The organism is Saprospiraceae bacterium, assembly GCA_016717265.1.
Classification (GTDB): Bacteria; Bacteroidota; Bacteroidia; order Chitinophagales; family Saprospiraceae; genus Vicinibacter.
Map to the genome: position 1 here is coordinate 187,827 of JADKFX010000001.1, position 13,851 is coordinate 201,677.

The 13,851-nt window shown below is 34.2% G+C and carries 14 protein-coding genes; 1 reads left to right on the forward strand and 13 read right to left on the reverse strand.

What is annotated here, in order from left to right:
- Window positions 1-15: 15 nt before the first annotated feature.
- Both IPO86_00940 and IPO86_00945 read right to left on the reverse strand, forming a co-directional pair.
- Complete coding sequence (locus IPO86_00940; protein MBK9726661.1) at window positions 16-1,101, reverse strand: site-2 protease family protein; 1,086 nt, start codon at window positions 1,099-1,101, stop codon at window positions 16-18.
- Window positions 1,102-1,109: 8 nt separating this feature from the next.
- Window positions 1,110-2,279: an acyl-CoA dehydrogenase gene (locus IPO86_00945; protein ID MBK9726662.1), complete on the reverse strand. Its 1,170-nt coding sequence runs from the start codon at window positions 2,277-2,279 to the stop codon at window positions 1,110-1,112.
- Window positions 2,280-2,687: 408 nt separating this feature from the next.
- Between IPO86_00945 and IPO86_00950 the strand changes: the two genes are divergently transcribed.
- The gene (locus tag IPO86_00950; GenBank protein MBK9726663.1) at window positions 2,688-3,260 is read left to right on the forward strand and encodes a hypothetical protein; all 573 of its coding nucleotides are present in this window, start codon (window positions 2,688-2,690) and stop codon (window positions 3,258-3,260) included.
- A 116-nt stretch (window positions 3,261-3,376) separates the two neighbouring features.
- On the opposite strand, the gene IPO86_00955 is transcribed toward IPO86_00950, so the two are convergent.
- The 11 genes from IPO86_00955 to ccoS form a co-directional block, all read right to left on the reverse strand.
- On the reverse strand, window positions 3,377-4,495 hold the full coding sequence (locus IPO86_00955) for a patatin-like phospholipase family protein (protein ID MBK9726664.1): 1,119 nt from the start codon (window positions 4,493-4,495) through the stop codon (window positions 3,377-3,379).
- 9 nt (window positions 4,496-4,504) lie between these two features.
- Complete coding sequence (locus tag IPO86_00960) at window positions 4,505-5,122, reverse strand: DUF3575 domain-containing protein (protein MBK9726665.1); 618 nt, start codon at window positions 5,120-5,122, stop codon at window positions 4,505-4,507.
- A 5-nt stretch (window positions 5,123-5,127) separates the two neighbouring features.
- Window positions 5,128-6,768, reverse strand: a complete 1,641-nt coding sequence (locus tag IPO86_00965; GenBank protein MBK9726666.1) for a toll/interleukin-1 receptor domain-containing protein — start codon at window positions 6,766-6,768, stop codon at window positions 5,128-5,130.
- A gap of 96 nt (window positions 6,769-6,864) precedes the next feature.
- The gene (gene ric / locus IPO86_00970; GenBank protein ID MBK9726667.1) at window positions 6,865-7,590 is read right to left on the reverse strand and encodes an iron-sulfur cluster repair di-iron protein; all 726 of its coding nucleotides are present in this window, start codon (window positions 7,588-7,590) and stop codon (window positions 6,865-6,867) included.
- Between the two features lie 64 nt (window positions 7,591-7,654).
- Entirely contained in the window at window positions 7,655-8,368 is a 714-nt protein-coding gene (locus IPO86_00975; protein ID MBK9726668.1) for a sulfite exporter TauE/SafE family protein, read from the reverse strand.
- Window positions 8,365-8,808 (reverse strand): FixH family protein, encoded by a 444-nt coding sequence (locus IPO86_00980; protein MBK9726669.1) that lies wholly within the window; start codon window positions 8,806-8,808, stop codon window positions 8,365-8,367. The genes IPO86_00975 and IPO86_00980 overlap by 4 nt, the downstream gene beginning before the upstream one ends.
- Window positions 8,809-8,814: 6 nt before the next feature.
- Window positions 8,815-10,218, reverse strand: coding sequence for a cytochrome c oxidase accessory protein CcoG (ccoG, locus tag IPO86_00985; protein MBK9726670.1), 1,404 nt, complete (start codon window positions 10,216-10,218; stop codon window positions 8,815-8,817).
- An 8-nt stretch (window positions 10,219-10,226) separates the two neighbouring features.
- Window positions 10,227-11,369: a c-type cytochrome gene (locus IPO86_00990; protein ID MBK9726671.1), complete on the reverse strand. Its 1,143-nt coding sequence runs from the start codon at window positions 11,367-11,369 to the stop codon at window positions 10,227-10,229.
- A 5-nt stretch (window positions 11,370-11,374) separates the two neighbouring features.
- The gene (locus IPO86_00995; GenBank protein MBK9726672.1) at window positions 11,375-11,545 is read right to left on the reverse strand and encodes a CcoQ/FixQ family Cbb3-type cytochrome c oxidase assembly chaperone; all 171 of its coding nucleotides are present in this window, start codon (window positions 11,543-11,545) and stop codon (window positions 11,375-11,377) included.
- Between the two features lie 6 nt (window positions 11,546-11,551).
- Window positions 11,552-13,675: a cytochrome-c oxidase, cbb3-type subunit I gene (gene ccoN / locus IPO86_01000; protein ID MBK9726673.1), complete on the reverse strand. Its 2,124-nt coding sequence runs from the start codon at window positions 13,673-13,675 to the stop codon at window positions 11,552-11,554.
- Entirely contained in the window at window positions 13,672-13,833 is a 162-nt protein-coding gene (gene ccoS / locus IPO86_01005; GenBank protein MBK9726674.1) for a cbb3-type cytochrome oxidase assembly protein CcoS, read from the reverse strand. Before ccoS ends, ccoN begins: the two co-directional genes overlap by 4 nt.
- Window positions 13,834-13,851 lie beyond the last annotated feature (18 nt).

The window sequence follows — 13,851 nt, forward strand, 5'->3', positions numbered from 1 at the left end:
ATTTAAAACCATTTTTCAGCTATTTAGGTCTATATATTGCTGGATCGAATCAAGGTCAACCACTCCTATAACCTCCTCTTCTTCAGTAACTAATACTAGTTCTGATTGGCCTCGAAGACTGTACAAAACATTTAAAATGGCAGTAGAAGAATCTAAACTTAATAATTGCCGATTATAAATTTCAGTCAATCGGGTTTGAGGATTTTTCTTGTATGCAATTTGAATTTGTTTAGCAGATACACTTCCACAAAATTGGCCTAATAAATTTATTACCACAAAATATCGTTCCCGGCAATGCATTAAAAATTCGTAGGCTTCCTGTACTGTCGTATATTCTGTAAAACTATGATACTCTTTCCTGTAACAATCTTTAATGGTTTTGTTTTTAATAGCTGAATCCAAAGCAACACTTTTATACTCTTGAGTTGCATTAATAAAAATAAACACTCCTATAATAGCAAGTGTATAAGCTTCATAATAGATCCCAGCAAGAATTAATAAAACACAGATAATTTGTCCGACGATGGAGGCGATTCGGGTTGCCTTTAACTTCCCAAAACCCATGGCTAATAATGCTCGTAAAACACGACCTCCATCCATTGGAAACGCAGGAATCATATTAAAGACTACCAACATGATGTTAGATATCATCAGCAATGGAAGAAAACCAGCCCAGCTAGAAAAATTAAGTTCTTGAAAATTTTCAATACTAAAAAAAGATCCTCCAAAACTAGTGATCAAATAAATAAAAACCAGGATTGCAATCCCAACATTTACCATAGGACCCATGACCGCAATAATTAATTCCTGAATTGGTTTTTCGGGCATATTTCTAAGTCTGGCTACGCCACCAATTGGAAGTAAAATAATATCTTCTGTACGAATACCATATCGTTTTGCAGTAAGAGCATGACCAAATTCATGAAGAACTACACAAAAAAACATAGCTAATACAAAACAGATTTCAATTAAGATTGACATCCAATCAGCACCCTGAGATGCACTTGTAAATCCGACATAGATTAAAATTAATAGAAATGTCCAGTGGATCTTTACGGGAATATTGGCAAAGGTCCCTACATGCCATGCGCGTTCAAACATAATATTATTTATTCTATCCACATAGGCTGGTACAATTGGCCTTGCAGAATAGCTCTCGATATAACAATTCTTTGCACCTCAGAAGTTCCTTCATAAATTTGGGTAATCTTAGCATCCCGCATCAAGCGTTCCACATGATATTCCTTTACATAACCATAACCACCATGGATCTGAACCGCTTCTACGGTATGTTTCATAGCAACATCCGAAGCAAATAACTTAGCCATGGAGGCTGCAGTTCCAAAATCCATCCCTTGATCTTTCATCCAGGCTGCACGCAATACCATTAATCTGGCAGCTTCTACCTCCGTTGCCATGTCAGCCAATTTAAATGCAATAGCTTGATGGTTTGAAATAGGTTTGCCAAAGGTTTTACGCTCTTTACTATAATTTAAGGCCAACTCATAGGCTCCCGCGGCAATCCCTAATGCTTGAGAAGCAATTCCTATGCGCCCTCCCGTTAATGTTTTCATTGCAAATTTAAAACCATCACCGGCAGGACCCAATAAATTTTCTTTTGGAATCTTAACATCAGTATACATTATACTATGGGTATCTGATGAACGGATGCCAAGTTTATCTTCTTTAGCCCCTATACTTACACCTGGCCAGGAGGTTTCTACTATAAATGTACATATTCCTCGACTTCCTGCACTTGGATCTGTTTGAGCCATTACGAGATGCAAACTAGAACTTCCACCATTCGTGATCCAATTCTTTGTTCCATTTAAAAGGTAATGATCGCCACAATCAATAGCTACAGTCCGCTGACTAGTTGCATCACTACCTGCTTCCGGTTCTGATAAGCAAAAGGCACCCAACCATTCTCCAGATGTCAAACGTGGTAAATATTTTAATTTTTGTGCTTCTGTGCCCATTTTTTCAAGTCCCCAACAAACCAAGCTATTATTAACGGACATAATCACGGAACAAGAATTGTCTATTTTGCTAATTTCTTCCAGAGCCAATGAATAAGATATAGTGTCCATGCCTCCTCCTCCATAATCTGGAGATACCATCATGCCAAGGAAACCTAATTCCCCCATTTTCTTCACTTGTTCCTTTGGAAACTGCATTTTTGCGTCCCGTTCTATGACACCAGGTAACAATTCAATCCTTGCAAAGTCCCTGGCAGCATCCCTTACTGCTAAATGTTCTTCACTTAAAGAAAAGTACATATTCTCAAAATTTCTGCGAAGATAATGACAGGATTCAAGGAATAACAGGAATACAAGCTTTTTATCACAGCTTTATGAGAATAGAATCGTTGAATAATTTCAGGATTCATTTATAGGCGACAATTGAACAATGACCAAACGGAAAATTTTAGCCTTCATATTACCTATATAAGCTACCAAAACACTATTTAATGATCCTCAAATTAAATAAATCAGTGAATCGTAAAACTTCCTATAATATCCATAGGAATCACCTTGAAATCAATTGAAGATATCCTACTCATGATAACGGATTCCAATGCTTACATGCTGACAAAGTCAAAAGCCTTTGATCGGAATCATTTCGATAGCTTCACATTACTAAACTCTCAATCCTAAATATGATATTTGCGCTATAAAACAGAATACATGACCAAACGCAAACTAATCAATACCATTATATTTTATACAATCATGTATTCCATATTTGTAATTATTGGGCTCGCAATGTATTATTTGGATAACACAACAAATAAAATACATTATCATTTATTTAAAGATTTATTTCCAATTTTGATCACCATACCCTTGGCATATTTAGGCTTTTGTTTCCAAAGAAGATCCAGTTTTATGCAAGCTCTACGTTTATTATGGGGCAATCTTATCTATTCTGTTAACAAAGCTATTTCATATACTCAAAATCAAAATAATTCAAAAGATAAATATCTTGATGTATTGTTTGAATTAAGCAAATCCATTGATGAAGTAAGAAGTGTTTATAAAAATCTTGATGAAGGAGAAAAACAAACTGGACATTACCCATTTGAATCCCTTAAGACAATTTATAAAATTATTGAATCCATTGGGTATGGTGAATTAGATCCACAAAAACTGAAAAAAGAACGCACAATAATACAAGCCAACTGGAAACAAATTCGAAAAACTTTTTTGGCTGAATTCGATCGTTCAGAACCTACTGTATTTGATATTAAAGAAAATTAACATGCCCCTAAGGTAAACCTCATGATATCTTCTGAAACACGCCTGCAACAGTATGTTGTTCCAAAAAATATTTGGAGTTTTTAAAGGGTAAATATTTTAATATCCTATTTACAGAACTAAAGAAAAACATCCGAAAAGTGTTCTTCTTTCATATACACTTTAGCTGCAGCTGCACCAATTTTTGCTAATAATTCCATATTTTCAACCAAATCCATTTCACCAATAGTACCGAGTTGTTTTTCGCTTAAATCAAAGCCTAATAAGCCTAAGGTTTCTTTGTCTAAAGTTACATTATATCTTAAATAGGTAAGAGCATATTGTCCAAACAAGTTATCCGATTTCAAATCTCCAAATTCGCTATCAATCTCAACTGCCGTTGGGGAATCACTTAAAACTTGTAATAATAATTGGTTCAATGTATTGGCATCGTGAAAAAAATATTCGGGAAGTTTACCTGCCCAGGATAAAACACCTTTGTTTTCAAAATCGGATGTTTTGAATCGATTTGGTTTGAACCCTGTCCCTACGGATACTAATTGAATGTCATCTTTGCCGGTTTTCCATTTGAATGGAAATCCACTCAACGTTGCAATTAATAAAAGATAAAACGAAGGGTTATTGACAAGACTAATTCCGCCATCAATAAAAACACCTTTCTCACCTTCTGAAATTTCCAATTCTACAGGCATAAAATAAGTTGGAGCTGCAGCGCTTGCACGCAGTAATTTCCAAAGTGGGATATCCTTATTTTTATGAAAGTACTTTCCATCAGGATGATTAAATACAGGCCAGGTGCTGAAGGTATCCGCGCGTTTGGTCATTACACAAAGTCCTGTTTTAATTCGGTCGTCATCCCCGATTAATATATTTCCAGCCTGATCTTGCAAAGCCTTATCTAAAGGTCTTGGATCATACTTTTCGCCTTTTAATAAATAATGAATCAGGTTTTTCTTCTTTCCAAATACACTTCTAGAAAGTTCAAAATAAGATTTCTTAACATCTGAAGCAGATAATCCAATTGCAAGGCTTGCCGCAATAATCGAACCGGTACTAGTACCACCAATTAAATCAAAATAATCGCAAAGTTTTAACTTAGGATTTTTGGTTTTTTCTCGAAGAATGCGTTCCATTTCTTCCAGGAATCCCAAAGTCAAAATTCCACGTATTCCACCACCATCTAAAGACAAAATACGTTTTGGACCTATGGCTTTAAATCGCTCTCTTAATTTGGACATAATAAACTTTTAATCTTTAAAATGATAGGCTAATCCGACACCAAATTTAAAAGCCGAAAACCCATAATTCTCAGTAGAGATCACTCCATCGAAATAGGCACTGGTACTTCCACCAAATGTAGCTTGACCAAAACCGAAAATGCTAACATGGCTATTTACAAAATAATGAATGCCACCTGATAGTCCAACACCTAAAGCAATCATTCGCAAATTGACATTTTCATTTGGATCCAATGCAGAAGGATAATCTTCCCGGTGTTTGCTATAGTTTACATGGACTCCTAAAAATGGCCTCCATTTTTGGGTATTTGGCATAAAAAAATAACGACCTCCAATTTCCAATTCAAAATATGGATAATTGGAATATCCTTCAAAAGGTGACTTTATAGATGCAAATTGAGTTTGTACATGCAAAGACCATTGATGATTAAATCCATAGGCTGAATGAAAACCATAATAAAATCCATTTTCACTCTGGGCGTTTAAATCTTCAGAAGTCCAGGCTAATTTTCCAAAATATCCACCTAATGAAAGACCTTTTGTTTGTGATTCAACGGAATATACATCCTGACTGATTCCTTTAACCAAAACCAAGAAAAATAAAACCAAACTTACAATAATTTTCATATGAACTATTTTTCAATACTTAATGATTGTGCTGTTTTAACTTTAAACTGTTGCCCTTTTGAAATAACAAGTGGGTTATCTTGCGGTGCCTTTAATAAAAAACTACTCGATTTTAAATTGATGGTTGACCCATCTGATAAAATCAATTTTGATATTACAAATTCAAGAATTCCAGCTCTTTTATATTCACTCCGCTTAATCCTGGTAAATTTTAACTCTACCTTATCGTTTAATTCAATAGCTGCCAATCCATTTATCATAAACGGTTTTACAACTTTAAAATAATATAAATTATTGATTTGTAAATTTCCATCACTGCTAAATTCTTCCACTGCTGCTACTGTTATTTCTGCATTTAAAGGAATCGTTAAGGTCTTTAACTTTCTTTCTGCAGGGAGCACGGAACCAGACTCTGTCTTGTTAAATTTTTTTTCATCAACAATGTCTACCGTTGAAGGCGTATTCTTAAGAATCAGTTTTGGATCCGTTGGTTTAGAATTTTGAACCAATATATCTGGTTTTCCTTGGGCTGAAGATTTATTCCCAGGAGTATAAACCAGACTTGGAATTTCGCTCATTTTATCTTTGCCTTTGGCTACCCTGTCAAAAAGATTTTGAATTTGAGAATTTCCTGGATCAAGTTCCCGAACTTTGTGAACTAGAAGTTGCGCATCAAAAGGTAAATCGGCATTTAAAAGATTCTCCGCTTGATATATTAATTGCAATACTAATCCTTGCTTTAAGGCTACAATATTCTCATAATTTGGATACATTCTTTCCAATTGCCGATAAGACTTCCAGGCACAGTCTTTATCAGGTGAATAAATATTCCCGGAATTTAAATAAGCTTTTATTCTTCCATTAAAAGAATCTGCACTTACCGCTGGTGCGGACGTTTCTTTTACCAGTTGGCTTGTCTTTGGTTTAAAATCGCTGCCAAATATTATTTTTCCAATACCTAAAAGAAAAAAAATAGCTATTAATGAAAGCCCTGCCCATTGTAACAATTGCTTTGAAGTATTGACACTTGGAAGTATATTTATAAATGGTTTCTGTCCCTCCTTTGTAGTTGCAAGCAACATTTTTGACTGAATACTTTGGCATAGTATTTCAAAATCATTTTCAGAATGCATTCTTAAATTTAAAGCATTAATATCCTTCAAAATACTTGTCAGTTTAGCGATATTATTTCTGATTTCTGTATATAGATTCAGATCCTCTGTAATTCCTTCTATATGACTTAGAGAATGTAATTCCTTTAATTTAGATTGCAATTGTTCAATTTGATCTTCCCAATACCTCACTAATTCAATTCGCTCTGTTGATTTGGAAATATTTACTTCATCTAAAACTATAGGATAAATCCTGTCCGTGAGTCGTTCATTTTTATATATTTGAATCAACTCAAACATACAAAATTCAGATCTAAGATATTTATTACTCAATATAATGATGACCCATTCTGCCTTTCCCAATTGGAGCATAAAATCCTGAATACTACCTCGATAGTCCAAATGGCTTTTATCAATAATAAAGGGTATCTGTTTCTGTTTGAATCGAATTGTCAAAGCATCCACAACCTTATCCGATGCTTCTTCCCAAGCATGAGATATAAAAACACCATAATTATTGGAATTCTTAGCCATTTAATTAGTGCAAATCTTGCACTAAAATAGTATATATTTACAAAAATCTCAGATCCCTACCAGGTCAGCTTCGACTATGGATTGAAATAGCAGGTATTAGTTCAGGTTAATAACTTGAGCTTCAAGATCCATAGCCTTCTGAAACAGGATATTATTTTCAAGATGAATATGCTTATGTAAATCGGTTTCATATTCTTGTAATAAAGCATAGGCCACTTTATAGGTATTACATGCATCCGGTGGTGGTGTATAATGATTACTGCGATCTGCTATCAGCTGAAATCGGTTTCCCTCAACCGCATGATCCAACTCCAGCATATGGATGGGATGCTGAATACTACCAAACGGTGGATGCTTCAATTTAGTGCCGTTTTGATGCGCTTCTGAAAGTTGTCTTACGAACGGAAATAATACCAATTCTTCTTTTCGCATATGGGCTTTTAAGTCATCACAGGATGCATTAAATTGTGCAGCAATTTCTATCAACTCAGGGTGTTGACCTCCGTGAACCAAACAAAGTTTTTCCAGATATTTTTTAATAACCGGCATCGTTTGTTCAACATATCGATGGTGCTTTTTTTCAATATAATCTGCTAATAAATCCATAGGCCAATCTTTAAAATCTATATACTCTGCTATTTTTGAGTCCATCACATGGTCAAGTTCCGCTTCTATAAGAACTGGGTCTAATTCCTTTTGTGCACAAACAGCCTGAAGTGTTGCATTCCCTTTACAACAAAAGTCGATTCCATATTTTTCAAAAACAGAAGCCGCCCGATAATCATCGGCAACATATTGTCCTACACTTTTATTGGTATTCATTTCCTTTTATTTAAAATAATTAATTCCTTTAAAAATTTATAAACTCATTTTACAATATAATAATTTATCTATGACAGCAATTTTTTACGCATTTTCCTTGCACATCTACCATCGGACTTACATATGGAATTCCTAAATTCATACCTCTTAAGATTAATAGTGAAGAAGTGACTAAAATAAAAACTGGTATTAATCTATTAATTTTTGCTCTTAGAGAAATTGACATATATTTTCCTAACATCATAACACTTATCATTAAAGGCATCGTACCTAAACCGAAAAAAAACATCAAGATCGTACCTGAAATCAAACTCCCGGAAGCAAGTGCTGAAGCAATAGCGATATATACTAATCCGCAAGGCAACCAAGCATTTATTATTCCAACTTCAAGGTGATACAAAATAGTTTTAGGCTTTTTCATTACATTGTATAATGCCATTTGAACATGACGATCCCAGGAAGCGAGAAATTTAATTTTCCTAAAATTTAAATATTTAGCAGCCATGATAACCAAAACAAAAACGCCCGCGACAATAGACAATATTTGCTGATATCCTGAGAATGCAAATTGATTTCCAATGATCCCTAAAATAAATCCCATGGCCGTATAAGAAAGTGTTCTTCCAAAATTATACAACAAAATCGTATACATCCGCTTTTTAAAATCTTCTTGTTGTCCTGTAAACCCGAGTGCGATCGGACCACACATTCCAATGCAATGCAGGCTTCCTAATAAGCCTAAACTCAATCCGGCAAATGCAAAACCGATTACATTCATGTTGCTAAATATTTAAACTCATCCCGATAAACATAAGGCACTCCTTGATGTGTCCACTTCATCCTGAGTTGATAAATTCCAATACTTAATAAACTCCGGTCTATATGAATAGTCCCCGTTGAATCTGGTTGAACTTTAAGCCGCACATCTTTTTGCTCGTTTGATAATTTTAAAAACTCTATTTGCACCCAAGTGTCAACAGAAAACGAGCTGCTTGGCAAATTCAATTGAATCTTTTGGTCCAGTACAAGTATGTTTAGACTTTGATCTAAAGCATATAAATTTTGACTCCCTGTAATAACACTTTGGTATTGAAGCTCTTTTTCATAATAGTGATCCTCTATTAATTCATTATTTTGTTGAAATGCAACATATAAAAAATATCCAATCATAAGTACAAATACTGAATAAACACATACTATTTTATATCCCCAACTCATGATCATTTATTTAAAAGGGCCCAAAAAAGCAGAGGATATAGTCTGGATTTTTTCGCCATTCTGATACACTCCAATTTCAATATTATTATTTCTTTGAGAAACATCCTTGCTATTCAAAACTATAAAAAATTCAAAATCATGAATTGCTTCTGGTTTTAATTTGAGGCTTTGATTCCCAATCATTCGAATTTCACCAGCAAGGTGCTCTAACTTAATATTTACCTGCTGTTGTTTTGAGCTTTTATTTATAATTTTTCCTGTATATAAATTGCTAATTTTTGAATCTTCCATTTCCTGATAGAGCTGGCCATGTGCTCTTTGTACATAGGTATCAATTGTTTTTCGGGTAGCTATTAAAACGGCCATAAATAAAATCAGAAAAGAAAGCAATGCAGTATATGCTTTCATTCTGGTATTAAATTTAAATTTACCCTTACCTGAAACTTCATTTTCTGAAGCATATCGTATTAATCCTCTAGGATAGCCTACTTTATCCATGACATCATCACATACGTCAATACATGCTGTGCATCCCACACATTCCATTTGTACACCATCCCGAATATCAATCCCGGTTGGACACACCTGAACACATTTTTTACAATCAATACAGTCTCCAAAATTTCGCTCCTGGTTCTTTTGAATTTTACCTCTGGGCTCACCTCGGGTATAGTCATATGCAATTTGCATGGTATCCTTATCAAACAAAACACTTTGCAACCGACCATATGGACAAACGGTAGTGCAAATAATATCTCTTACATAGGCGTATACGCCATAAAATAAAAATGTAAAAAAGACTAAGCCACCAAGTAAACTCAAATGTTGAGAAATTGGCTCTTTAATTATTTTATACAATTCATCAATTCCTATAATATAAGCTAAAAAAGTATTTGCAATTAAAAAAGATATAAACAAAAAAATACCATGTTTAAGTAGTTTTTTATATACTTTGTCAAAATCCCACGGTTTATCATTTAATGCCTTTTGCTGATTCGGAGAACCCTCTATCAACCATTCAATTTTACGAAAAACCATTTCCATAAAAATGGTTTGAGGACAAGCCCAACCGCAAAATAATCTACCATAAATAACTGTAAACAATGCAATGAAAATGATAAACGTGATCATTGCAACTGCAAAAATGAAAAAATCCTGAGGCCAGAAAATTTTAGTAAATAGAATAAATTTTCCTTTTGGAAAATTCAACATAAATAAGGGCTCGCCAGATACCCAAATAAAAGGAATTACAAAAAATATAAATAAATAAAAATAGGAACTATAGGTTCTTAATGTATAAAATTTACCAGCCGGTTGCAATGCATGAATCCATTTTCTTTTTCCACCTTCAGTTACCGAACTAATCCGATCTCTAAAATCCTTTGGCTCTTGCAATTCATTTAAATTCATTTTTTATTTTACTTTATAGAATCAACCGCCTGCTTAGCTACTGGTTTTGATTTTATTGTATCTACCACCGTCGGTTCCTTATAGAGTTCACCTTGAGCTGCTTTTGGGTTGGGTGGATTTGTACCCCTTAAGGATTTAATATAACTCGTCAATTGTGCTATTTGATTTGGAGAATAATCATCCTTCCAGGATTTCATTCCTTTATCAATCACTCCATATTTAATGGTCGAAAAAATAGCTTTCAAACTTCCTCCGTTAATCCAATAATCATCTGTCATATTGGGCCCGACGATACCTTGTCCTTTATCACCATGACAAACTACGCAGGCTGTCTTAAAAATAGCCTTCCCTTCTTCAAATTGACCATCTGGTAATAACGCTACTGAATTTTCATCTACCTGGTCTGCTTGTCCACTGAGATACAATATACGTTCTGCATCTGCTTCCTTCATTGTAATTTCATATTCTAAAAGTTGTAAAGGAGCCGACTTTGCAATATGATATCTATATAAATAAATTGCAGCAAAAACAATAGTACCCATAAAGGCTGCTGTAAACCAGGGTGGTGTAATATTATTTAGTTCTCGGATTCCATCATAATTATGTCCAGTATCAATATCTCCTTCCTGTTCGATAGATTTAAATGCATTCATTTTATCCCAAAGACTAATTCTTTGCTTCACATTTCCTTTTTCAAACGCTTCAATTCCGGTATAATAACGAATCCATTTTCGGATATAAATTAAAATTAATATCTCAATAAGTATAATGATCAACATAAACCATCCTTGCAAACTAAAAATAAACCGTATAGAAGAATTGGTCGCTGAAGGAATTGTCGACTGTGCTTGAGAAATCTCTAGTCCAAAAAAAAGAATCAAACCTATTAAAAATAATTTTAGTGTATCATTCACTTTCTTTGGATTAAAATGAAACTTAATTGCTGAACGCAATACCCCAGTAAGCGATATAATCACGATAGCCAATGTGAATGCAATACAATAAAGGGCTGTATCTGGATCGAATGGCAATTGTTTATTTACAGTTGGAGTTGCCAGGGAAGGTGCTACTTGCCCTGATAAGTATACTGGAATAAAACATAAAATTCCAAGTAAACGATTCAGAAATATATGAGAAAATAAATTTTTCATTGTTTTTAATTTTCTTTATTGTCTAATGGTAAATTTTCCATTCTTTTAATCATGCCATCATTCGCTTTAAAAGCCCATATTGTAACAGCAACAAAAAATACCACAAATAATAATAAGGAGATTAATGGATAAATTTCTACGCCTGCTATTTTTTCCAAATAATTATTGAATTTCATAATCTATTATCTTTTATTAATGGTTCTGGTATCTTTTCCTAATCGTTGCAAATAAGCAATTAATGCTATGATTTCTTTGTTCGAAGAAATTTCAATTTTGTCACCTTTCAAATTATTTGCAATAAGGTTTGCTTGTTTGTTAAGATCTTCATTTGCTTTTGATTCATAACCTTCAGCATATGGAACTCCCATTTTTCTCATAGCATGAATTTTAGAATTTGTAGTACCTATGGCAATTTCTTTTTCAAATAACCAAGGATATTTTGGCATGTTGGAACCTGGTGAAATAGACCGGGGGTCCAGCATATGATTAAAATGCCAACTATCTGGATATTTACCACCCACTCTGGCGATATCGGGTCCGGTGCGTTTACTACCCCATTGGAAAGGATGATCATAAACAAATTCTCCAGATTTTGAATATTCACCATACCGCATCACTTCATACCTGAATGGACGAATCATTTGAGAATGACAATTATAACAGCCCTCGCGTATATATATATCGCGACCTTGCAACTCAAGCGGTGTGTATGGTTTTACACTTGAAATCGTAGGAACATTGGATTTAACTAAAAATGTAGGAACTAATTCAACCAAACCTCCAATGCCAACAACTACCAAACTTAACACCAACAATAAGATCGGTTTGCGTTCAATAACACTATGCCAAAAGCTAGATTTCGGAGCTGCCAATTCACTTTTTAATGCAGGTGCTTGTGCTGTTTCTGACTCCACAAATGTTCCTTTTTTTGCGGTTTTTATTAAATTGTAAATCATTATAAAAACACCCACAAGAAAAATAGTACCTCCAATTGCTCTTAATAAATAAAATGGCATTACGGTTTGAACAACATCCATAAACTGATATTGCAATTGCCCTTCAGGTGTAAAGGTTTTCATCATAAAATAACTCCTAAATGCCGACCAATACATTGGAATTGCATATAATATGATACCTAATGTGCCTATCCAAAAATGAGTGGAAGCAAGTTTCTTTGAGTATAATTGTGTATTGTATAATTTTGGGATTAACCAATACATCATACCAAATGTTAAAAATCCATTCCATCCTAGGGCACCAATATGAACATGTGCTACCGTCCAATCACTATAATGGGAAATAGCATTAACACTTTTCAATGACATCATGGGTCCTTCAAATGTGGACATACCATAGCAAGTAATTGCAACAACAAAGAATTTTAATACTGGGTCTTCTCGCACTTTATCCCAAGCGCCTCTTAATGTAAATAAACCATTAATCATTCCACCCCAGCTAGGCAATATCAACATAATTGAAAAAACAGTTCCTAAAGATTGTGCCCAATCCGGTAGCGAAGTATATAATAGGTGATGTGGGCCTGCCCATATATAAAGAAAAATTAAGGACCAAAAGTGCACGATACTTAAACGATATGAATATATCGGTCGGTCAGCAGCCTTAGGTAAAAAATAATACATTAAACCGAGATATGGTGTTGTCAGGAAAAATGCAACTGCATTGTGACCATACCACCACTGCACCAAAGCATCCTGAACCCCAGCATACCAAGAATAACTTTTAAATAAACTTACTGGAATTTCTATTGAATTTACAATGTGCAACATTGCTACGGTCACCCAAGAAGCAATAAAAAACCAAATTGCAACATATAAATGTCGTTCGCGTCGAGTCAATATCGTACCAAACATATTAATACCAAAAACAACCCAAATCAATGTAATCAATATATCAATAGGCCATTCAAGTTCTGCATACTCCTTTCCAGTAGTAAATCCAGATAGGATCGTTACCGCAGCTAAAACAATAATTGTTTGCCAACCCCAAAAATGAATTTTACTTAATTTATGACTCCACATCGATGTTTTCAATAATCTCGGAAGAGAATAATAAATTGCTGTAAATATTCCATTGCCTACAAAAGCAAAAATTACTGCATTCGTATGAACTGGCCGAACCCTTCCATACGTGAGAAATTGAAGATCAAAATTTAAGGCAGGAAATACGAGTTGAAATGCAATTACAACACCAAGTAGCATCCCAACTGCTCCCCAAAAAATGGATGCCATAGCAAACAACTTTGGCATCTTGTTATCATACTGAAAAGTTTCTAATTGATTATTCATTCGTTTGCTTTAGTTTTATTTTTTTGGTCAAATAAAATTCGCCGGGGAGGTGAGTATACATCATCAAATTGACCATCTTTTGAACTCCAAATAAAGGCTATTAAAAAGCCACCGGCAATTAAAATACTGACTCCTATTAATAGAATAATTACACTCATAATCGAATATCGGCAAAA

What these genes read in the sequence shown, in the direction of transcription:
- IPO86_00975 (MBK9726668.1), bottom strand. Translation starts at nt 8,368, where the DNA reads ATGAATGTAATCGGTTTTGCATTTGCCGGATTGAGTTTAGGCTTATTA.
- ric (MBK9726667.1), bottom strand. Translation starts at nt 7,590, where the DNA reads ATGAATACCAATAAAAGTGTAGGACAATATGTTGCCGATGATTATCGG.
- ccoS (MBK9726674.1), bottom strand. Translation starts at nt 13,833, where the DNA reads ATGAGTGTAATTATTCTATTAATAGGAGTCAGTATTTTAATTGCCGGT.
- ccoG (MBK9726670.1), bottom strand. Translation starts at nt 10,218, where the DNA reads ATGAATTTAAATGAATTGCAAGAGCCAAAGGATTTTAGAGATCGGATT.
- IPO86_00960 (MBK9726665.1), bottom strand. Translation starts at nt 5,122, where the DNA reads ATGAAAATTATTGTAAGTTTGGTTTTATTTTTCTTGGTTTTGGTTAAA.
- ccoN (MBK9726673.1), bottom strand. Translation starts at nt 13,675, where the DNA reads ATGAATAATCAATTAGAAACTTTTCAGTATGATAACAAGATGCCAAAG.
- IPO86_00990 (MBK9726671.1), bottom strand. Translation starts at nt 11,369, where the DNA reads ATGAAAAATTTATTTTCTCATATATTTCTGAATCGTTTACTTGGAATT.
- IPO86_00995 (MBK9726672.1), bottom strand. Translation starts at nt 11,545, where the DNA reads ATGAAATTCAATAATTATTTGGAAAAAATAGCAGGCGTAGAAATTTAT.
- IPO86_00955 (MBK9726664.1), bottom strand. Translation starts at nt 4,495, where the DNA reads ATGTCCAAATTAAGAGAGCGATTTAAAGCCATAGGTCCAAAACGTATT.
- IPO86_00965 (MBK9726666.1), bottom strand. Translation starts at nt 6,768, where the DNA reads ATGGCTAAGAATTCCAATAATTATGGTGTTTTTATATCTCATGCTTGG.
- IPO86_00945 (MBK9726662.1), bottom strand. Translation starts at nt 2,279, where the DNA reads ATGTACTTTTCTTTAAGTGAAGAACATTTAGCAGTAAGGGATGCTGCC.
- IPO86_00950 (MBK9726663.1), top strand. Translation starts at nt 2,688, where the DNA reads ATGACCAAACGCAAACTAATCAATACCATTATATTTTATACAATCATG.
- IPO86_00940 (MBK9726661.1), bottom strand. Translation starts at nt 1,101, where the DNA reads ATGTTTGAACGCGCATGGCATGTAGGGACCTTTGCCAATATTCCCGTA.
- IPO86_00980 (MBK9726669.1), bottom strand. Translation starts at nt 8,808, where the DNA reads ATGAGTTGGGGATATAAAATAGTATGTGTTTATTCAGTATTTGTACTT.